The sequence below is a fragment of the Paenibacillus sp. FSL H8-0048 genome (assembly GCF_038002825.1).
Classification (GTDB): domain Bacteria; phylum Bacillota; class Bacilli; order Paenibacillales; family Paenibacillaceae; genus Paenibacillus_AQ.
In genome coordinates this window covers 4,898,090-4,919,225 of the sequence record NZ_JBBODF010000001.1, presented here as the reverse complement: position 1 = coordinate 4,919,225, position 21,136 = coordinate 4,898,090, and the positions used below count along the sequence as shown (strand labels likewise).

General features: G+C 54.7%; 20 protein-coding genes and 1 riboswitch. Of the genes, 6 read left to right on the top strand and 14 right to left on the bottom strand.

Annotated elements, in window-relative coordinates; genetic code table 11:
- Positions 1-37: 37 nt before the first annotated feature.
- Together NSU18_RS21170 and NSU18_RS21165 are read right to left on the bottom strand one after the other, a co-directional pair.
- On the bottom strand, positions 38-1,336 hold the full coding sequence (locus NSU18_RS21170; RefSeq protein ID WP_341149981.1) for a nucleobase:cation symporter-2 family protein: 1,299 nt from the start codon (positions 1,334-1,336) through the stop codon (positions 38-40).
- Positions 1,330-1,935, bottom strand: a complete 606-nt coding sequence (locus tag NSU18_RS21165; RefSeq protein WP_341149980.1) for a xanthine phosphoribosyltransferase — start codon at positions 1,933-1,935, stop codon at positions 1,330-1,332. Before NSU18_RS21165 ends, NSU18_RS21170 begins: the two co-directional genes overlap by 7 nt.
- A gap of 179 nt (positions 1,936-2,114) precedes the next feature.
- A riboswitch (purine riboswitch) is annotated at positions 2,115-2,218 on the bottom strand.
- A gap of 244 nt (positions 2,219-2,462) precedes the next feature.
- Here NSU18_RS21165 and NSU18_RS21160 point away from each other — a divergent pair.
- Both NSU18_RS21160 and NSU18_RS21155 read left to right on the top strand, forming a co-directional pair.
- Positions 2,463-6,065 carry a response regulator gene (locus tag NSU18_RS21160; protein WP_341149979.1) on the top strand — a complete coding sequence of 1,201 codons (3,603 nt, stop codon included), beginning with the start codon at positions 2,463-2,465 and terminating at the stop codon, positions 6,063-6,065.
- Between the two features lie 8 nt (positions 6,066-6,073).
- Positions 6,074-7,249 (top strand): ATP-binding response regulator, encoded by a 1,176-nt coding sequence (locus NSU18_RS21155; RefSeq protein WP_341149978.1) that lies wholly within the window; start codon positions 6,074-6,076, stop codon positions 7,247-7,249.
- Between the two features lie 310 nt (positions 7,250-7,559).
- Here NSU18_RS21155 and NSU18_RS21150 read toward each other — a convergent pair whose 3' ends face one another.
- The 4 genes from NSU18_RS21150 to NSU18_RS21135 all read right to left on the bottom strand — a co-directional run bounded on the left by NSU18_RS21150 (position 7,560) and on the right by NSU18_RS21135 (position 11,044).
- Entirely contained in the window at positions 7,560-7,907 is a 348-nt protein-coding gene (locus NSU18_RS21150) for a hypothetical protein (protein ID WP_341149977.1), read from the bottom strand.
- Positions 7,908-7,966: 59 nt separating this feature from the next.
- Complete coding sequence (locus NSU18_RS21145; RefSeq protein ID WP_341149976.1) at positions 7,967-8,872, bottom strand: AEC family transporter; 906 nt, start codon at positions 8,870-8,872, stop codon at positions 7,967-7,969.
- A 175-nt stretch (positions 8,873-9,047) separates the two neighbouring features.
- Complete coding sequence (greA, locus tag NSU18_RS21140) at positions 9,048-9,530, bottom strand: transcription elongation factor GreA (protein WP_341015906.1); 483 nt, start codon at positions 9,528-9,530, stop codon at positions 9,048-9,050.
- Between the two features lie 116 nt (positions 9,531-9,646).
- Positions 9,647-11,044 carry an MDR family MFS transporter gene (locus tag NSU18_RS21135; RefSeq protein WP_341149975.1) on the bottom strand — a complete coding sequence of 466 codons (1,398 nt, stop codon included), beginning with the start codon at positions 11,042-11,044 and terminating at the stop codon, positions 9,647-9,649.
- A gap of 295 nt (positions 11,045-11,339) precedes the next feature.
- Between NSU18_RS21135 and NSU18_RS21130 the strand changes: the two genes are divergently transcribed.
- The 4 genes from NSU18_RS21130 to NSU18_RS21115 all read left to right on the top strand — a co-directional run bounded on the left by NSU18_RS21130 (position 11,340) and on the right by NSU18_RS21115 (position 14,163).
- On the top strand, positions 11,340-11,771 hold the full coding sequence (locus NSU18_RS21130; protein ID WP_341015904.1) for a MarR family winged helix-turn-helix transcriptional regulator: 432 nt from the start codon (positions 11,340-11,342) through the stop codon (positions 11,769-11,771).
- 96 nt (positions 11,772-11,867) lie between these two features.
- Positions 11,868-13,037: an ATP-grasp domain-containing protein gene (locus tag NSU18_RS21125; RefSeq protein WP_341149974.1), complete on the top strand. Its 1,170-nt coding sequence runs from the start codon at positions 11,868-11,870 to the stop codon at positions 13,035-13,037.
- Positions 13,038-13,050: 13 nt separating this feature from the next.
- Complete coding sequence (locus tag NSU18_RS21120) at positions 13,051-13,803, top strand: esterase family protein (RefSeq protein ID WP_341149973.1); 753 nt, start codon at positions 13,051-13,053, stop codon at positions 13,801-13,803.
- Positions 13,804-13,950: 147 nt separating this feature from the next.
- Positions 13,951-14,163, top strand: a complete 213-nt coding sequence (locus tag NSU18_RS21115; RefSeq protein WP_341149972.1) for a hypothetical protein — start codon at positions 13,951-13,953, stop codon at positions 14,161-14,163.
- A gap of 200 nt (positions 14,164-14,363) precedes the next feature.
- On the opposite strand, the gene NSU18_RS21110 is transcribed toward NSU18_RS21115, so the two are convergent.
- The 8 genes from NSU18_RS21110 to NSU18_RS21075 form a co-directional block, all read right to left on the bottom strand.
- Positions 14,364-14,651 (bottom strand): DUF6509 family protein, encoded by a 288-nt coding sequence (locus NSU18_RS21110; protein ID WP_341015900.1) that lies wholly within the window; start codon positions 14,649-14,651, stop codon positions 14,364-14,366.
- Between the two features lie 33 nt (positions 14,652-14,684).
- Complete coding sequence (gene rlmN, locus NSU18_RS21105) at positions 14,685-15,773, bottom strand: 23S rRNA (adenine(2503)-C(2))-methyltransferase RlmN (protein ID WP_341149971.1); 1,089 nt, start codon at positions 15,771-15,773, stop codon at positions 14,685-14,687.
- A 193-nt stretch (positions 15,774-15,966) separates the two neighbouring features.
- A complete protein-coding gene (locus NSU18_RS21100) occupies positions 15,967-16,323 on the bottom strand; it encodes a nucleotide excision repair endonuclease (RefSeq protein WP_036722768.1) in 357 nt (118 codons plus the stop codon).
- Positions 16,324-16,447: 124 nt separating this feature from the next.
- Positions 16,448-16,996 (bottom strand): TetR/AcrR family transcriptional regulator, encoded by a 549-nt coding sequence (locus tag NSU18_RS21095; RefSeq protein WP_341015898.1) that lies wholly within the window; start codon positions 16,994-16,996, stop codon positions 16,448-16,450.
- A gap of 53 nt (positions 16,997-17,049) precedes the next feature.
- Positions 17,050-18,234 carry a nitric oxide synthase oxygenase gene (locus NSU18_RS21090; protein ID WP_341149970.1) on the bottom strand — a complete coding sequence of 395 codons (1,185 nt, stop codon included), beginning with the start codon at positions 18,232-18,234 and terminating at the stop codon, positions 17,050-17,052.
- Positions 18,235-18,281: 47 nt separating this feature from the next.
- The gene (locus NSU18_RS21085; protein WP_341015896.1) at positions 18,282-19,130 is read right to left on the bottom strand and encodes an EcsC family protein; all 849 of its coding nucleotides are present in this window, start codon (positions 19,128-19,130) and stop codon (positions 18,282-18,284) included.
- A 161-nt stretch (positions 19,131-19,291) separates the two neighbouring features.
- On the bottom strand, positions 19,292-19,573 hold the full coding sequence (locus tag NSU18_RS21080) for a hypothetical protein (RefSeq protein ID WP_341015895.1): 282 nt from the start codon (positions 19,571-19,573) through the stop codon (positions 19,292-19,294).
- A gap of 95 nt (positions 19,574-19,668) precedes the next feature.
- Complete coding sequence (locus NSU18_RS21075) at positions 19,669-21,090, bottom strand: hypothetical protein (RefSeq protein ID WP_341015893.1); 1,422 nt, start codon at positions 21,088-21,090, stop codon at positions 19,669-19,671.
- Positions 21,091-21,136: the final 46 nt, after the last annotated feature.

Genomic DNA, 21,136 nt, shown 5'->3' with positions numbered 1-21,136 from the left:
GCTGTTCATCTGATTAGATTTACGTGTATGGAATATTTTACTTCGTTTCCGGAGCGGCGGCGGCAGGAACCGCACTCTCCTGGGTCTTCGACAAGAAGATATTGAGAATGATCGCTGTCAGCGACCCGGATACGATTCCGTTCTGCAGCAGCATTCTGGCGAATTCAGGCAGCTGATCGAACATGGACGGAAGCACCGCAGAGCCGAGCCCCACCGCGATGCTGCAGGCGGCGATCAGCAGATTGCCGTCCTTGCGCAGATCCACATCGGACAGAATCGACATACCGGAAGCAGCAACCGAGCCGAACATGACAATCATCGCCCCGCCCAGCACTGCATTCGGCACAACCGTAGTCAATGCTGCCAGCTTCGGCAGCAGCCCTAGTACGATCATAATTCCGCCTGCTGCAAAAATAACATTCCGCGTCTTCACCCGCGTCAGCGACAGCAAACCGACATTCTGGGAGAATGCGGTGTACGGGAAGGCGTTGAACAGGCCGCCCAGCATGATGGCCAGTCCCTCGGAGCGCAGGCCGTTCACGATCTGCTTCTGCTCCACCTGCTGGTCCGTCGCCTTGCCTACAGCAAAGTAGACCCCTGTCGATTCGACCATAGACACGATATTCACGATAATCATGGTGAAGATCGCAGTGATGCTGAACTGCGGCCAGCCGAAGTAGAACGGCTGTGCGACGCTGACCCAGGAGGCTGTGGTCACTGTGGAGAAATGCACGATGCCCATGGCATAGCCGATTACAGTACCCACTACAAGTCCTACCAGCACGGATACGGAGCGCAGGAACCCTGTGGTCAGCCGGTTCACGGCCAGAATAACGAGCAGTGTGATCAGTGCCAGCAGCAGATTGCGGGGCTGCCCGAAGTCGGCGCTTCCCTGGCCGCCGGCCACATTATTCATTGCGACGGGAATCAGCGACAGTCCGATGATGGTGACTACCGAGCCGGTGACCACGGTCGGGAAGAACTTCAGCAGCTTCCCGTACACCGGGGCTGCCAGCACCACGAACAATCCGGAGATAATGATTGCACCATAAGCGGTCGCCAGATCGGAGCCTGAAGCGATAGCGATAATCGGGCTGACGGCCGTGAAGGTACAGCCGAGAACCACCGGCAGCCCGCTTCCGAAATACTTGCTGCCCATAATCTGCAGCAGGGTCGCCAGCCCGCAGGTGAACAGATCCGCTGCAATCAGATACGCCATCTGCGTACCGTTCAAATTAAGCGCTCCCCCGACAACCAGCGGTACTATGACCGCTCCGGCGTACATCGCCAGCACATGCTGAAGCCCTAAGGCGAATATCTTCTGTTTGCTTAACATCCTGCACGCTCCTTGATTAATCCTTCATTATCTATGAAATGAATCTCACCTGGCGACATGGAAGCAATCCGCGCCAGGGAATACACCGGAACTCCGCGCTGCTCCAGCAGACCGCGCCCCTCCTGGAAGCTCTTCTCGATCACACAGCCGACCCCGGCAAGCTGCGCCCCGGACTCTGCTACGATATCGCATAACCCTACAAGTGCCGCACCGGTAGCGAGGAAATCATCGACAATCAATACGGTATCTCCCGGCCCGAGATATTTCTGCGAAATGCTGATCTGGTAGTCCTCCTGACGGGTGAAGGAGTGAACCGGTGCCGAATACACCGCTTCGGACAAGGTGACTGCCTTCTTCTTCTTGGCGTAGATAAACGGCACGCCCAGCGCAATGCCCGCCGCCATGGCGAACTGAATGCCGCTGGCCTCCACAGTCAGCACCTTGGTGATCTGCCGGTCCCCGAAGGCCGCTGCGAATTCCTTCCCGATCTCAAGCGCAAGCGCCGTGTCTACCTGATGGTTCAGGAACGAGTCTACCTTCAGTACAGTCTCCGATAGAATTAAGCCTTCTTGTCTGATACGTTCTTCCAATACTTTCATTACGGCGGATCTTCCTCCTTAGAAATAAAAAACGGATATAAAAAAGGACAGATTCCCTGAGCGTTTCTCTCAAGTGAATCTGTCCTTCTGGGTTTTTGTCCCTTGGCGGTGTAACACATATACGTGTCCGCATCGCTTGGACCAGCCTTTCCCGCGCCGCAGCACAAGAAACGGAACCCTAGATGCGCTATTTCACTCATAGTCGGATAATTACAGTGGCTATCCGGTAGAAACTTATGGGCCATATTCCCAAGATTATATGAGTTATATGAATCTGTTATATAAAATCTATTCATGAAGCATGTCTGTTATCTTACACGCTCTCCCCGCTGCTTACAAGCAAAATTTTAAGTAAATTGCGGTGATTTCAAAGTTTTCATGAAACCCCGGGCAAAAGCGGGCCTGCCTCCGGAACGCCTTGTAAATTTTAGGTTTCCGGTGTTTTCTTCCTATCTCTATATCGCTGAAGCTCCATAAAAGCTATAATTATATAGCTTAACATTCTAACTGAACAAAGGCGGCGAACAATGAGAATAAAACAACAGGTTTGGTTAGCAACTTTAGCTACTATACTGCTGCTAGGCAGTATGATTACTATATCTATCCTCTTTTTGGAGGGTGGCCCGCGCCTGATTGCAGCAGGATTAGGTACGGTCGGCATTCTGGTCAGTATCGGGCTTCTTTACAGCATCGGGCGGAATGTAGACCGCGGGCTTGGCCGGATCACGGAGATCTCGCAGGATATCTCCGCGGGTATTCTTAACCCTGCTGCGGCGGCTAATGTGCGGACGGATGAATTCGGGCAGCTGGCGGCTTCCTTTTTCGGGCTGGCCTCTGACCTTCACCACAGAACCGCTGAAGAGCGCGAACTGCGGCTTAGAGCCGAGGAGCAGGCTTGGATTAACACACAGGTGTCTGAGATGGCGCTGCTGCTTCAAGGCTCTGTCCAGCTGAAGACAGCCTCACGTGTGTTCATCGGCAGGCTGGCTACCGCTGTAGGCGGCAGCTACGGGGCTATCTATCTGAAGCAGGGCGGTCAGCTGAGCTTCGCGGCCGGCTATGCCTTCGATGATGCCGCAAGGCAACAGGAATCCATTCCGCTGGGCAGCGGCCTGGTCGGGCAATGCGCACTGGATGAGCAGATGATTGTTTTGCAGGATATCCCGGAGAATTATATCAAGGTCCGCTCCAGCCTGGGGGAAGCTGCGCCTTCCTCGCTGATTATCGTTCCTATTAAGCATGAACAGGAGGTTGTAGCTGTCATGGAGCTGGCTTCCTTAAGCCCGTTCAGCTCCAAGGAGATGCAGCTGATTGAACGCACCGGACAGAACATGGGTGTGCTGATGAATACGCTGGCGGATGTCGCCAGAATTGAAGAGCTGCTGAGCGAGACTCAGCTGCAGAAGGAAGAACTGGAAGCGCAGACCGAGGAGCTCCAGGCCCAGACCCAGGAGCTTGAGGCGCAGACCGAAGAATTGGCGGCACAGACCGAGGAACTCCGTATGCAGACTGAGCAGCTGCATGATCAGAAGATAGAGCTGGAGATGCAGGCTGAGAGCCTGCTAAGCTCCAATGAACAGCTCCAGACGCAAATGCAGCTGACTGAGGAGCAAAAAGCTGAAATTGAGGCCCAGGCCGATGAGCTGAAGCAGCAGACGCAGGAGCTGTACGCCTCCAATCTGGAATTACAGAATCAAATGGAGATTTCCCGCCGGCAAACCATGGAGATCAAGACCCAAGCCGATGAGATCTCTGCGGCAAACCGCGATATGCAGAAGCAGCTGCAAATCACGGAGCTGCAAAAGTCCGAGATCGCAGATCAGGCCGACGAGCTCCAGGCCCAGACGAGTGAATTGCTGGAGCAGAAGGAGCAGCTCCAGGCCCAGACAGAAGAGCTTCAATCTCAGACGGAAGAGCTTCAGACCCAGACAGATACCTTGCAGGCTCAGGCCGATGAACTGCTAACCCAGAAGGAAGAGCTGGCTGCCTCCCATGATCAGCTGCTGCTCCAAGTTGAGCTGACCGAGAAGCAGAAGGAAGAGATCCAGGCTCAGGCACAGGAGATCTTCATGGCCGCGCAGTACAAATCGGAATTCCTGGCCAATGTCTCCCATGAGCTGCGCACGCCGCTGAATAGCCTGCTGATCCTCTCGCAGATTCTGGCTGAGAACAAGGACGGCAATCTGGAAGCGAAGCAGCTGGAATACGTCCACACGATCTTCTCGGCAGGCAAGGATCTCCTGCAGCTGATCGATGAGATTCTGGATCTGGCGAAGCTGGAGGTCGGCAAAATGACCCCTGTCATCGAGCCGGTCTCTCCGCACGATCTCAGCAATCATGTCCACCGCCATTTCGAACAGCAGGCCAAGAAGAAGAACCTGCGGTTCGATGTCCATTCCGACAACCGGCTGCCTGATTATCTGATGACCGACGGTCATAGGCTGCAGCAGGTCTTGAATAATCTGTTATCCAACGCCATCAAATTCACACCGGAGCAAGGCTCCGTCTCCCTGTCGATCCGCACCGGCGGCGGGGAAGTCATCTTCGCCGTCAGCGATACCGGTATCGGCATCCCTGCCTCCAAGCTGGAGAGCATCTTCGAGGCGTTCCAGCAGGCGGACGGCACCACCAGCCGCAAATATGGAGGCACCGGCCTCGGCCTCACGATCTGCCGGGAGCTGGCTACACTTCTGGGCGGAAGAATTGAGGTTGACTCCGTGGAGGGCAAGGGCAGCACCTTCTCCCTGATCATTCCCGCTGTGGAAGCAGGAGAGGATGCCCAGACCCTTGCTGCCGCAGCCTATTCAGCAGCCTCTCCTGAGATTCCGGCCTCCGAACCTATCCGCCGGGAGAATCCGGCCTTCCGCGAGTCCTTCGTGCCCGACATTTCCATCTCCAATCCGAAGCTGCTGCAATATGCGGAGATGGATGATGACCGGAGCAATCTGCTGAGCGGGGATATTACCCTGCTGATCATCGAGGAGGATGCCGAATTCGCCGCCCGGCTGCTGGAGCTGGCGCGCAGCCGGGGCTTCAAGGCCATCGTCGCCTTCCAGGGCGATCAGGGACTTGCCCTGGCCCATGCCTACAAGCCTGATGCGATCCTGCTGGATCTGCATCTGCCCGTTCTGGACGGCTGGTCCATTATCAGCCGCCTGAAGAGCCGGCCGGAGCTAAGGCATATCCCTGTGCATGTCATCTCTACAGCCGAGGAGAACCAGCAGAGCCTGTCGATGGGCGCCTTATCCTTCTGGAAGAAGCCGAATGATTATGCAGAGCTGGAGGCAGCCTTCCTCCAGATTGAGACGTATATCCGACGTCCCGTGAAAAGCCTGCTGATTGTCGAAGACAACAAGGTGCTGCGCGGCAGTCTGGTCGAATTCATCGCCCATCCCGATGTGAACATTATTGCGGTTGGCACCGGCAGAGAAGCGATGGAGCACCTGGCCAGCCATCATTTTGACTGCATGGTACTGGACCTGGGCCTCTCGGATATTTCCGGCTTCGACCTGCTGGAGCAGGTCAAGACCAACCGCAAGCTGCAGACCCTGCCGGTGATCATCTATACAGGCAAGGATCTCAGCAAGACAGATGAGCAGCGCCTTAAGCACTACGCCGAGAGTATTGTGATCAAGAACGTGCGTTCCATGGAACGTCTCTATGACGATACGGCCCTGTACCTCCACCGCAAGCACGCAGATCTGCCACCGGATAAGCAGCGCCTGATTGAGAGCCTGCATAATCCGGAATCCGCTTTTGCCGGCAAAAGTATTTTGCTTGTGGATGATGATATGCGCAATATTTTTGCGTTATCCAGTGTGCTGGAAGGTTATAATATGGAGATCAGCTTTGCCCAGAATGGTAAAGAAGCCCTGGAGCATCTGGAGACCCACCCTGGCGTTGAACTGGTATTCATGGACATCATGATGCCGGAGATGGATGGTTACGAGACGATGGAGCATATCCGGCGCAACCCGGCTTATGATCAGATTGTCATTATCGCGCTGACCGCCCGCGCCCTGGAGGAAGACCGGGTGAAATGCCTCGAAGCTGGGGCGAGCGACTATATATCCAAACCAATTAATACCACACAGCTGGTGAGAGTGCTGAAATCATGGTTGATTCAATAGGAGGCAGCATGGAGTATCCGATTAATATTTTGGTTGTAGATGACCGGGCAGACGAGTTCCTGTCCGTTCAGGCTTTGCTGGCCGAGTCGCCCTACCGGCTGGTTCATGCCCTCTCGGGCCTGGATGCTCTGAAGTGTCTGCTGGAGCAGGAATTCGCCCTGATCATCATGGATGTGCTCATGCCCGGCATGAACGGGTTTGAAACGGCGAAGCGGATTAAGATGCGGCAGAAGTCACGGGATATCCCCATTATTTTCTTAACCTCACTGACCTCCGAGCTGGAGAACTATATGATGGCCTACTCGGCCGGGGCGATTGACTATCTGACCAAACCGTTCCACCCGACCGTGTTAAAAAGCAAGATCGACGGCTTCGTCCGTCTCTACCAGACCCGCAAGGAGCTGCAGCTCAAAACGCAGGAGCTGGAAACCGCCAACAGCATCCTGACCGAGCTGAAGGAGACGGCCGAGGTAGCGCTGCGGATCAAGAGCGGCTTCCTCGCCATGATGAGCCATGAGATCCGCACCCCGCTGAACGGGATCATTGCCATGTCGGATGTGCTTCGTTCCTCTGAGCTGTCAGCAGACGACCAGGAGATGGCCGAGATCATTCATACCAGCGGTCACGCGCTTGTCTCTGTCATTACGCACATCCTGGACTTCACCAAGATTGAATCCGGCAAAATGGAGCTGGATTACGAGCTGTTCAACCTTCATTCCTGCCTCAAGGAGACCGTTGATCTGTTCCGGGCGCTGGCCAGAGAACGCAGCCTGACCCTGGAGACCTCCATTGATCCTGACATCCCTGCTCTGCTCATCGGTGACCCCAACCGTCTGCGGCAGGTCCTGAATAACCTGATCGGCAATGCCATCAAGTTCACGCATTCCGGCGGCGTCAAGGTGGATGTCCGCCTCCGGCAGGTCGTGGACAAGCTGCTGGAGCTGGAATTCATTATCGAAGATACCGGGATCGGTATACCGGCGGACAAGATGAAATACCTGTTCCAGCCGTTCACCCAGATCGGAGCCACCATCAACCGCAAATTCGGCGGTACCGGACTCGGTCTGTCCATCTGCAAAATGCTGGTCGACCTCATGGGCGGCAGAATCTATGCCAAGCCTGATGTGGTGGGCGGAGCTACCTTCATCTTCACCATCCAGGTCGCTGAAGGCCAGCCGGACTGAGACCCTGGCCCGCTGATTGCATAAAGGAAGCTCCCCCTTCAGTTGATGAAGAGGGAGCTTCTTTGTTATGGGTAAGGACTATTGTAGAATGAATGAATAAGCTGCGGAAGGGGATGAACTCTATAGATGGCAACCTCCAGATTTCCTTTGTTCCAGCGGAACTTTGTTCTGCAAGCGCGAAGTAAGACTCATCCTTGGGAAGGCGCTGGACCCCTTTGGAGTGTAACGGAATTCAGATGGTGTTGAGTATTGCTGAAGACGCGCGGTTCGATCATCCCAGCTCGGTGTTCTATTTCCAGGTTGACAATATTCACTCATCGTATGAAACGTTGGTCGACCAGAATGTACATGCTCTGATGAGTGAGGTACCCGTGTCCGAATAATTACTTCCAGGGGCGTTATTGCCCCTCTTTTCGGTTTTTCCCATACATCCGGCCCCGCTTGCCTCCGCCACGCCAATTGTAATCGGTTTTTCGATTACATTCCGCTCGCACGCCTCCACCACGCCAAATGTAATCGGTTTTTCGATTACACTGCGCTCGCACGCCTCCGCCACGCCAATTGTAATCGGTTTTTCAACTACATTCCGCTCGCACGCCTCCGCCACGCCAATTGTAATCGGTTTTTCGACTACATTCCGCTCGCACGCCTCCGCCACGCCAATTGTAATCGGTTTTTCGACTACATTCGGTGCCCCCTATCCCCCCACCGCCGCAATCAGCACCGGAGGACCAGGAAGGAGGCCAACGTCGTCCAGACGATACAGCGCGAGACCAGCGCTGGCGAGCTGCCGAAGCGTTCGGCCAGGACGACGGAATTGACAGCCACCGGCATGGAAGCCAGAATCAGCAGCACCGAGAACAGGGTGCCTGTGATGTTCAGGGCGAGCAGCACCAGCGCGGCCAGCAGCGGAGCCAGCACCAGCCGGACGGTCAGCCCCGTCCAGAAGGCCAGCTGCACATTGCGTTCCGTATGTGCGGCTCTAACCTTCACCATCTGCGCACCCAGAATCGCCAGCACAACCGGCGAATAGGCCCCGGCGACCATCGACACCCCCGAAGCCAGCTCATGCGGCATATGCAGGCCAAGCGCCCGCAGCAGCAGCGCCAGAATGGCGGCGTAGATGGCCGGAAGCGAGAAGACTGACTTCAACGCGCTGCGTACAGAGAACTGTGAACGGGCGGCAAAATACACGCCGATCGTATTCACGATCACCATCTGGGCGATGACGTAGACCGATGCCTTGTCCAGGCCCAGCTGGCCGAAGGCCAGCAGCACCAGCGGCAGGCCATAATTGACGCTGTTCGTGAAGGTGGAGATGAGCGTAAGACCGGCGGCCTCCGGCGGAGCCAGCTTAAGAATTTTGCCGATCAGCGTCGCCACACCCCATAAGAGGAACAGGTTCAGCAGCGAGAATGAGAGTGTCTTATAGACATCATCGAAGGAGATATCCGCCGTAGCCAGTGTGTCGAGAATAATGGCCGGACTGAGAAAATACAGGTACAGCGTCAGCAGAGGCTTCGTATCGAGCTGCTTATACCGTCCAAGCAGCGCTCCGGCGGCCACCGGAATGGACAGCGGTACGATGACCTCAACAAGTGTCGTGAGTACAGTCTGAATCACAAGCCAGGACTCCTCTATGTATTAGTTATTTCTACTATAACCCTCCTTGGCAGGGAGCGTCTAAGACAAGGAAGCAATATCCTTGATAGCAATTGCCTATGGGCACCAGTCATTCTCCACAAAAAATCCCGCACCCTTCAATTAAGGGCCACGGGATTCCGGTTAGGTCTTCGGTTTACAGCATTTTGATCTCCAGCAGCTCGTATTTGATGATCCCCATCGGGGCGTTGACGCTGATGATATCGCCTACCTTTTTGCCGATCAGCTCTTTGCCGAGCGGGCTCTCGTAGGAAATCTTGTTGTCCAGCACATCGGCTTCCGCCGGTCCGACCACTCGATATTCAATCTTCTCCGAGTACTCCACATCATTCAGCGTCACGATGCAGCCTACACTGACTGTACTGAGATCCATAGTGCTGGCATCCACGATCTGCGCCTTGATCAGCATCTTCTCCAGAATCATAATGCGAGTCTCCATGAAGGATTGATCCTCCTTGGCAGAGTGGTATTCACTGTTCTCCTTCAGATCGCCGTAGCTGATCGCCAGCTTAAGCCGGGCTGCAAGCTCCTTGCGCCCTGCTCCCTTGAGTTCCCTCAGCTCTTCCTCCAGCTTGGCCAAGCCTTCTTTAGTCAAAAATACTTCGTCATTATTAGACATGTATACAACTCCTATTATTTGCTCGCTTTATAGTATTCTAACTCATATTCGCCCAACATGCGAAGAGAAAGCGCTATAACGCATGATAAAGGAGTATTTACGGCACAGTCACGGCTTCAAGCCTCCACCTGCGGAGCAGTGGTAGCTGCCGGCTTGCCGCTACTGCCTCTCAGGAGGAAGGTCATCGGAATAGCCAGCAGCCCCACTGCCGTAGCGATCAGGAAAATATCCTGTACGCCCATCGTCATCCCCTGCGCCTTCAGCAAAGAACCCGCTGCCTGGGACGTCCCGTCTGCCAGCTCCTGCTGATGGGCCAGCGATCTGGAGGCGAGCAGCGAGCTGAATACGGCAATGGACAAGGCACCTGTAGCCTGGCGGACCCAGTTGGTTACGGAGGAGGCATGGCCGGTAATGGCTCTTGGCACTGCCGACATACCGGCATTGGTCACCGGCATGAAGGACAGCGCAATGCCGACATTGCGCACCGCCATAAGCACGGCCACACGGGTATGAGTCACGGCCAGCGTGATGTGGGCAAGCTCCCAGGTCGAGGCGCTTAGCAGCAGAATGCCGCCCAAAATCAACCAGAACGGTCCAATCCGGGAGTACAGCTTACCGACCACCGGTGACAGAACGGCCATCACGATGGAGCCCGGCAACAGCACCAGCGCGGTCTTCAGCGGGGTGGACTGCTGGATATCCTGCAGAAAGACCGGAATCAGGAAGGTGCCCGAGTATAACGCAACGGTAATAATACAGTTGATGATCAGGCTGTAGGTGAACCGGCTCTGCCTGAATACCTTCAGATTCAGCAGCGGCTCCTGGAGCGACAGCTCTCTGCGGATGAAATACGTTAAGGCCGCCGCCCCAACCAGTAGCAGGGTCAGGGTATTCCAAGATGTCCAGCCCCAGGCGCCCCCTTTATTGAAGGCCAGAATAATGAAGGCGCTGCTCAGAATGACGGTGACGAAGCCCGGCAGATCGAAGCGTTTGCCGCTTGCAGCCTGCCGCTGAAGCGGCAGACATTTCAGAGCTACGCCAATGGCGATCAGGCCAATCGGCAGATTGATCACGAACAGCGATTTCCAGCCGAAATATCCGGTCAGCCAGCCGCCGAGTGTCGGGCCGAAGGCAGGCGCCAGCATCGAGGACAGGCTCCAGAGGCTCATGGCGAAGGCCTGCTTTTCTTTGTCGATAAACTGATAAATCATCGTCATGGTGGTAGGGATGATCAGGCCGCCGAATATTCCCTGGATAATGCGGAAGGTAATGAGTGAGTGAATATTCCAGGCCACCGTACACAGTGCCGAGAACAAGGTGAAGCCCGACAGGGCGAATACGTAGAGAACCTTATAGCTCCATTTATCCCCGAAATAACCCACCACAGGCGCAATGACGCCGGTAGCCAGCAGATAGCCGGTAATCATCCATTGTACAGTGCTGATCCCGGCGTGAAAGTCCTTCAAGAAGACCGGGAACGCTACGTTAATGGTGGTTGTACTGAGAATAGCCATGAAATTACCGAAAAAAATGGCCAGAATGATCAGCCAGAATGATGAATGTTTTGCCGCCGGACTGCTCAAGGGCGCTCTCTCCTCTATTTTGCGGTTCACCTTCATATAGGTGTATGATACAATCAACTTAATATATGTGTATTATACAACTATGTGTTTGAAAGTCAATGTGACTTATTTCATGAGTCTTTCAAAATGAGGCAAGAATCTCAGGCAGCCTTAGCATAAGGCCGGTATTATCAATTATACTAGGGATACATATGACAAAGTTACCAGTAAAGGACGGAATCTAACTATGGCTGATGAACAGAAGGACAAGCACCTCGAAGCTCTGAATCAGGAGCTGATTACGCTGATCCGCCACGGCTCGCTGGATAAGAAGCATGGCGGGCTGGACCGCTCCTCGTATACCCTGCTCCACCATTTGTCGATGCACGACAAGGTAGGCGTTAAGGCGCTTGCTGAACAATTCGGCCTTGACACCTCTACCATCAGCAGGCAGACAAGTGTCCTGGAGGCGAAGAACTATGTGGAACGGGTGCCTGATCCGCTGGACGGGCGCTCCAGCTATTTTCAGCTTACTGCGCTTGGTGCACAGACCTTCGCCGAGGCCCGGGACATCCGGCTTGCACGCTATGGAGAGATCTTTGGGGACTGGTCCCCGGAGGACTGCGGACTCTTCAGCGAACTGCTCGCCCGGCTCAACCGCAGCCTGCAGCAAAAATAGCACGAAGAGGATTGACGGATGCTGGCGAAGCTGGTAGATTGAATTAATCATACAAAACAACTCGGAATTATATTTTAGTCAAAGGGGCCGGTCTGCATGAACTTTATTTTCTTTTCCCCGCATTTCCCCAAGAACAGCGCTGAATTCTGTACGCATCTGCAGGAGCAGGGGGCCAACGTGCTCGGGATCGGCGATGCAGCCTATGACCAGCTGGAGGACAAGCTGAAATCGGCACTGACCGAATATTATAAGGTAAGCAATCTGGAGAGCTATGAGGAGATTCTGCGGGCTGTCGGCTATTTCACCCATAAATACGGCAAGATTGACCGCTTCGAGTCACTGAATGAATACTGGCTGGAGCAGGATGCCGCGATCCGTACGGACTTTAACATCTACGGCACCAAGTCGGATTTCGTCCATAACCTGAAGCAGAAGTCCAAGATGAAGGAATTTTTCCGCAAAAGCGGGGTAAGCACCGTCCAGTTCTCCACCGGCACAACGCGTGAGAGCGTCGAGAGCTTCATCCAGAGCGCCGGCTTCCCGCTGGTGGTGAAGCCCGATCTTGGCTCCGGGGCCAGTAATACGTATAAGATCAATAACGAAGAGGAGCTCCAGCACTTTTTTGACACGAAGCCGGAGAATGTTGCCTTCATTATTGAGGAATTCATAGACGGGGTTATCCTCACCTATGACGGCCTGGCGGACCGGGACGGGAATGTACGCTTCGCGGTCAGCCACCTGTTCGAGAACAGTGTGATGGATGTCGTCAATACGGACAATCACCTCTACTACTTCTGTCTGCGGGAGATCAGCCCGGAGGTCGAAGAGGCGGGCCGGAGCATTTTGCAGGCTTTTGACATCCGGGAACGGTTCTTCCATATCGAGCTGTTCAAATCGCACAAGGATGGCCGGATTATTGCCCTGGAAGTGAATATGCGTCCGCCCGGTGCCTGGATGACTGATGCGATTAACTTCGCCTATGATGTCAATGTGTATAAGGAATGGGCCAGCATGGTCGTGCATAATGAGGTCGGCGGTCCGTACGAAGGCAAATATTATACCGGCTATGCCAGCCGCAAGAATCATAAGCATTACGCTCACAGCCATGAGGACATCTACCGTGAATTCGGCGGGAAGATTGTCAATTATGACGAGATTGAAGAGGTCTTCAGCAGAGCAATGGGCAACCGCGCTTATCAGTTCCGTTCCCCCGAGCTTTCGGAGGTCAGAGACATTAGAGGCTATATTCAACAAGAAGAGGGATAGGATGTGTTAACGGATGAGGATAAGCTACCATAAGGAGTACAGCCACAACCTGGGCAGAGACATGGAGTATAAAATATACGGCCACGCCGGCAAACCAATGCTCGTTTTCCCCACCTCGCTTGGACGCTTTTATCAATATGAGGATTCGGGCATGATCGATACGCTCTCGTCCTTCATTGAAGCGGGCAAGCTGCAGATCTGGGCCTGTGACAGTCTGGATGAGGAAACCTTCTTCTCTACTCACTGGAACAACGAGGACCGGATCCACCGTCATGAACAGTATGACAAATATATTGCGCATGAGCTGATTCCAGGCATCCTCCATGAGAGCAAACGCAGTAACGGCGGGACCGACCAGCGCATTCTGATCTCCGGCTGCTCGATGGGCGCTTATTACAGCGCCAGCTTCTTTTTCCGTTATCCGCACTATTTCGATACCTTGATCGCCCTGAGCGGCGTCTATTCCACCTACTACTTCTTCGGCGACTATATGAGCGGGAACGTCTATCTCAATTCACCGCTGCATTATCTGCCGGGGCTGACGAATGAGCATTATCTGAACCAGTACCGCAGCAGCACCATTATCGCCTGTGTCGGTCAAGGGGCGTATGAGGACGAGATGCTTCATGAGACCCGGCTGCTTCAGGAGGTGCTGGCGCAGAAGGGCATTCCGGCCCGGATCGACTACTGGGGCCATGATGTCAGCCATGACTGGCCTTGGTGGAACAAGCAGATTCATTATTATGTGGAAGGCTGCCTGGGCTAGTGAAGCTTGAACGCGAATTCATTTCAACTGGAAACTGCTTTGCCGTCCTTTTGAAGGACGGTACCGTTTCAGCGAGAAATAGAAGGATAATGTATAGCGTGAAACATATGCATTCTTATATTTGAATAAAATCATCCTACCGGATTAATGGATTTACCTGCGCGCCACCGCAATGTATGCTGTTTTTCACATAAATTGGGCGGCACGAGGGTTGCCAGGCTAATTGTAATCGGAAAACCGATTACATTCGGCAGCGCGTGGGCTTCCGCACCGATTGTGATCGGAAAACCGATTACATTCGGCAGCGCGAGAGCTTCCGGGCTGATTGTAATCGGAAAACCGATTACATTCGGGCCATAGGCTGCTGTACCAGCCGATAGTACTAGTTTTTCAGCATACCAAGTTCAATCTTGCTCCTCGCGGCTGCCCTCAGCCACATTCAGCAACTAAGTACTCTGCGAATCATTCAACACGAGGAAACTATAGTTTCCTATACAAGCACAAAAAAGGAACTGATGAAATCAGCAGTTCCTTTTTCTTGAGACCATTATCGCCTTGTCCTATACAGGAACATGCTCCGTACAGAACTGAAGCAGCGCGGCTTCCTCATCGTCTTCCATATCGAAATCGAGCAGCTGGCCTGAGGAGGTCTCCAGCAGATCGTAGCTGACCATGCTTGTCTGCTCTTCTTCCACTTTGACAATCACGCGGGCGGACACGCCGTTCTCCACGTACAGCTCATCATCCTCCGGCACATCAATATTCACGACGAACTCATACCGCTTGCCGCTTAGGATATTAAATGGATCTCTTACGTTCTCCACGGTGTAGCTTGTAAATGTCAACAAGTTGCATTCCTCATTTCTCAATTCACTGCCAGATTATTGTAACACAGTATCTGCGGCTTTGCCTTTGGTCTTCTTGATCTGCTTGCTGCGCAGCTGCCCGCAGGCCGCATCAATATCGACGCCCTGCTCAAGCCGGGTGCTGACGCTGACGCCCTGCTTCTTCAGCGTATCGAAGAACGCACGCACAGACTCCCGCTCGCTCCGCTGATACTGGCTATGCTCATCCACAGGATTATAAGGGATCAGGTTGACGTTCGCCAACTGGCGGCGATCTCCGATTAACTCAGCCAGCTCCAGCGCATGCTCCTCGCGGTCATTGATATCCTTCAGCAGGATATACTCCAGCGTGATTCTCCGGTTCGTCTTCTCCAGATAGTAATCAATCGCCGGCATTAATTTCTCTATAGGAATGGCCCGGTTAATCTTCATAATCTGTGTCCGCAGCTCATTATTCGGGGCATGCAGCGAGATCGCCAGATTGACCTGCATATTAGCATCAGCGAATTCTCTGATTTTGTCCGCCAGGCCGCTGGTGGATACAGTGATTCCTTTGCCGGCAATCGCCAGACCCTTGTGATCCTTGATGGTAGTCAGGAAGTTCAGCAGATGCCGGAAGTTATCGAACGGCTCGCCAATCCCCATAACCACGACATGGGTGACCTTCTGGCCGTGGCCGGCCTGATCCAAATAATGCTGAACCTTCATAATCTGCTCCACGATCTCGCCGCTGGTCAGGTCCCGGCTCTTCGCCAGCAGCCCGCTTGCACAGAAGCTGCACCCGATGTTACAGCCGACCTGAGTAGTGACACATACGGACAAGCCGTATTTCTGCCGCATCAGCACGGTCTCTATCAGGTTGCCGTCATGGAGGCGGAAGAGGAACTTCACCGTACCGTCGGCTGATTCCTGCTTCACATGCTCTTCCATCGTCTGAAACACATAATTCTGTTCCAGCAGCTCTACGCATTCCTGATTCATTCCGTCCATCCCGGCGAAGCTGGTGATCCGCTTGCGGTACAGCCATTCCCAGACCGCAGTGGCCCGGGATTTCTTGTGGCCATGCTCCAGCAGCCATGCCGTTAACTCTTCCAAAGTCAATCCATAAATGGATTCTTTATTCATTTCATATCCTCTTTTCAAAACATTAAAGTTCAATCTATCTATTCTACCTTGACAGGGACATTAGCAGCAACAATACCTTATTGTCTCAAATTTCGTTTATTAAAACAAGAGGAAACGCTGCGGAGTTGGGCGCTTGGAGCAGGGAAATATAAAAAAGCGCAGTCCGCAGGGACCACGCCTTTTCTGTCAAACCTTATTTATACAAAACCTTCTCGACATTGTATTTCGCGCGAAGCTTGTTCACAATGTAGGTCTCATAAATCTCTCTGTCCACCGGATCTTCGACAAGGCAGACTTCAATGCGGGTAACCTCATCACGGTGGGGCTTCATCACAGATACATTGTCCTCGAAATGCTTCTTGATCCGCGGTCTCAGCTTGCGGGCCTTGCCCACAAACAACAGCTCGTCCTGATCATTGTAGAACATGAAGATGCCGCCGGCCTCGCGGGTAATCAGGTGGAAATCGGTGAATCCGTAAATATGGCTCAGCTCAGGGTTAGCTTGCTTGTAAATAATAACTTCCGGTGACGGAATGGTAATGCTGATCATTAAGCTTCACTTCCTCAATTGGATATAGAAATAAATAGTATCACAGAATGGGAAACGTGACTATTTCTATCTTGGAATAACGGTGATTGGCCAGTCACTACCCTTGTACTCTCCTGCTCATAAGTTACTTGCGCTTCGGCTTCAATTCCGGCATGCCCAGCGTAAGAGCCATATTGCACAGCATAGAGTTAGCCAGGAAGGTACTCACCTTCACCTCAGGGTGCGCAAACCCGGCAGCGGTGAACTTACTCTCCATCAGACCGGTTACCTCCTGCATTCCAGCTTGCATGGCCTGCCGGATCGCTTCATCCCGGATGCCGCTTGCCTGCACCTGCAGAATCAGCTCGTTCGGATGAGTGTCCATCAGCTGTTCATATAACTGGATCGCTTCGGCTAGCATTTGTTTTTTGGGGGCGCGAAATCCGGCAAAAGTAAGGAGAATCCGTTCAAACGCACGCTCCAGTGCAGCTAAGAACAACTCCTCCTTGTTCTTAAACAGCTTGAAGATGTACGGCTGGGAGATTCCCACCTTCTCCGCCACCTGAGCGGTTGTTGCCCGGTAGTAGCCATACTCGGCAAAAACAATCACCGCCGCCTCCAAGATCTGCTCCCGGCGATTCACAGTAAGGGTCTCATCTCCCTGTGAACGGATCTTTGCGGATTGCTTATTCATATAGGCTTCCCCCTTATGCCGAAGCATCCGCTCCCGCACTGATTGGTTATTGATCAATCACTTTTGATGGACTGATGGAAAGGACATCCCTTCGCTTCCGCAGCTTCATGCTGCCCAGAGTCCGCCTGTTGCTTCTTCCGGTAGACGAAGCGCGGGCTTAGCTGCAAATCACGCAGCTTGTTGTCATTCCAGATCGGTGTAGAGGAAGGCGACATCGGCGGAATCAGCCAGCCCCACTTGCCTGACACTTCCCTTCCCTGCTGCTGTTCCTGTTCCTGGAAGCGGACGAATTGATCTGCGGCTGTATGATGGTCCACAATGCTGACCCCCGCCTGCTTGAAGGAATGGAGGACGGCACGGTTCAGTTCCAGCAGCGCCCGGTCCTTCCACAACGAGGTATTAGTGGAGCGGTCCAGGCCCAGCAGGTCTGCCACCGCAGGCAGGCGGTTGTAGCGGTCCGCATCGCCGAAATTCCGCGAGCCGATCTCCGTCTCCATATACCAGCCGTTGAAGGGCGCTGCCGGGTAACGGATGCCGCCGATCTCCAGGCACATGTCCGAGATGATCGGAACGGAATACCAGCGCAGGCCCAGCTCCGTGAATTGCGGGATCTCCGGGTGGCTGAGCGGCACCTCCTGTACAAGTCCTGCCGGAATAGGGAAGCAGCGGGGTTCCTCACCGCCGATGCTGATCACGAGCGGCAGAATATCGAAATCCCCGCCCGTGCCCTGCCAGCCCAGCTTAAGGCAGACGGCGGTGAATTCATCCGAAGCCGGATCACCGGCACGCGGATGCTCCCGGTCCCCGGGATAACCGGCATAGCGGATGAGCTGATGATTCCAGATCCGGATGGTACGGCCTTGCTCCTCTTCACTGCGGAAGACGGAAATGACCGGCCGGATCCGGCCGCCGTTATTCGCATGCTCCATATGATGCAGCAGCGCCTCCGCCACCTCTTCTACAGTCTCTGCTCCGCGGGCGTCAATCACATCTAAGGAATGCCAGAATAGTCTTCCGATGCAGCGGCTGTTATGGCGCCAGGCCATCCTTGCCCCGTGTGCCAGCTCTTCTCCTGTATGCCTGTATGTACCTGTGCGCTGCACCTCTTCCCGTATGTCTGCCAGACGTTGATCCCGTTCACCCTCTGTTAACCCCAGCTCCTGATAGCAGGCCGTAATGAAGGACTCGGCCTGCCCGATCAACTCCTGAGTGCTATGCCGTGAGACTGAGTGTTCCATCTTCTCTCTCCTATCCATGCGTTCCCTGCATCAGTACCCTCAGCGTATCATCTCTGCTCCAGCTCTGCCAGTCTGGAGATAATCCGTCTTTTGCGGTAGAGCATCCGCGCAGCCTCCGTGACCTCCTCCAATGTCTTCCGGTTGAGGTAAGCGCCGAAGAACATACCAGCGACCGGAACGGTCTGGAGCAGTTTTTTCCAGCCCCAATTGTCGCGGTATACGGTCACTACCTCCTTCCAGCCCTGAATCCTGGAGACGGTCTCCTTGGTTGCGGCCAGAATATTGCCGTCCCCGCCTGCCTGCAGATTCAGCTCCTTCAGCAGTGTGCGCTTCCCCACTACATCGGAGGAGGCGAACTGCATCACCTTCACGGTGAAGATCCGCTCCGCCTTATCGGTCGGATCGTAGCCATAACAGAGGCCGATCTCCTGGATCGCCTTCAAGGAAAGGCCCAGGACAGCAGGAATATCGGCAGCCAGCGTGAAAATCCCGCCGAATCCCGTCGTCGCCCCTTGGGCCGTAGCCGTATTCCGGCTTCGCCCCGCGAGCTTCTGTGCCACTTCATCCATCACAGCCAGCGGGAACGGCCCGTCTTCCGGAGCCCCCGCCGCCCGGCTTGTCTCTTCCATCAGCTTGCCCACCTTGCGCCCGGCCACCAGATAATTGCCACCGTTCTGGATGTAGCCGCCCAGTTCATCGAGCAGCCGGCCTACCTTATCGTGGATCACCTTTGGCGTGATTGCATCCAGCAGCTTGAACGGCAGCCGGGTAATCCGGTCCCAGATCATCAGCCTGTTCTGCTCCTTCTCCCACTTGGTAATCTCCTTAAGCGCGGCATACAGCATCTCCGGTGTCTCCGGAGGGCTCCATGAATCAGTGTTATCCGCTTCTGGCATAGGTATGTGCCTCCCCTGAATGATCTCGTCATTACCTTATAACCTATTTCACAGCAAATGATTGCAAGGGCCCTCCATTCTTCCCTTGGGTACCATTAAAAGCAAACAGGCACCCCGGATCAACTCCGGGAATGCCTGTTCAACATAGCCTGTGTCAGGCTTTAATCCTGGGACCCGCCAACCTGCCTATCCATCGAAGACAATCTGTGCTTCTCTTCCTCCAGCCGCTCTTGGACCAGATCTACCCCTTGTCTGCCGACCGAACCTTCCGGGGCATGGCGTACAGCTTCTTCAGCGTGCTCCAGGCTGTTCTCTGCCTGCTCCAACATCTGCCCGGTCGGATGACTCGAAGCCTGAGTTACAGCGTTGTGCAGCTTCGTCACCGCATCATGCGCCTGATCAACCGTACTGTTGGTGCGCAGACTGGATTCGTAATGCTTCATAAGATCCTTCCCCCTCATCACGGTTTCGGTTCCTCTCTAGGATGGATTGGAGAGCGCAATCTTATGCGGAGGTTCCGGTCCTGGCACAGAATCGCCTACACCAGGAACATGGCGACAATCGTCATGGCCGTAAGACCCAGCAGGACCGGCTTCAGATTGCGCCGGGCCAGCTCGAACGGGCTGACGCCGCAGATCGCAGCGGCGGGAATGAGCGCCCACGGGATCAGGGTGCCGCCGCCCACCCAGATGGCGGCCACCTGCCCAAGGGCGGTCAGCGTCGCTGCGCCGGAATGGATCGCGGCGGCGAACAGCCCGGCAATCGAGCCGGCCAGCGAGATGCCGGAGAACCCGGAGCCGTCGAGGCCGGTGATCGCGCCGATCACCGTCAGCGTTACGGCGGATGCAGCCCCGTTCAGCGGCACGTGATTCGCCAGGGCCACGCCCAGGTCGTTCACGATGCCGTGCGAGCCGTCCGGCAGCACCTTGCCGTACAGCTCGGTGAAGGCAGCGTCGCCCAGATAGAAGAAGGCGGCAATCGGGATGACCGGCCCGAAGACCTTGAAGCCGAAGGTGAAGCCTTCTATGAGATAGGCGGTGATCTTCTCCAGCCCCTGCCCCTGGCCGCGATGGGCCAGAAGGGTAATGACAATAAGGATCAGCACGGCGGTTCCCCCGACCAGCGCGGTAGCATCGCCGCCTTGCAGGTGAAGCACGAACATGCCGGCCACATCCAGCAGGAAGAGCAGCGGAATGGCGATCGCCAGCCCTTTGCGCAGACGGTCACTCAGGAGGACTGGCTGGTCTTCACCCGTCCCTGACTCAGCCAAAGGCTCTGCTGTTCCCGGGGAAGAGACCAGGCCGTCTCTCCATGTGCCGTTCTTCTGGTCCCGCTTCATCATCCAGAATGCGCTCACCGTCGTGACAAGACCCATAACAACAACCAGCGGGATACTGGCCTGCATTACGCTGGACACCGGAAGGCCGGCGGCATCCGCTGTCAGCTTGGGAGCACCTTGAATAATATAATCGCCGGAGAGGGCGATCCCGTGCCCGAACAGATTCATCGCTACCGCTGCGCCCAGCGCAGGCAGGCCGACCCGGATGGCCACGGGCAGCAGAACCGCCCCGACCAGCGCTACGGCAGGCGACGGCCAGAAGAAGAACGAGGTCACCATCATAATCAGCCCGATTCCCCAGTAGGCCATCGCCGGTGTGCGCAGGAACCGGGTAAGCGGAGACACCATCGTCTCGTTGATGCCCGTTATAATCAGAATCCGGCTCATCGCCACGATAATAGAGATAATCATTATGGTGCCGAGCAGCTCCTTAGTCGCATAGACAAAAGAGTTAAAGATCCCTGACACCGACCCGCTGAGCGTCGCCGTTGCCAGCAGCCCGAGCGCCAGAATCCCGGTCACACAGATCATGGTTGTATCACGCCGCCTGATCAGCAGCGCCAGAATGAACACAATAAACACCAGATACACCCAATGAATCGCAGTAAGCTGGATACCCATTAGCCACGCGCCCCCTTTCCACTTACAAATAGCAAGCAGGTGCTAT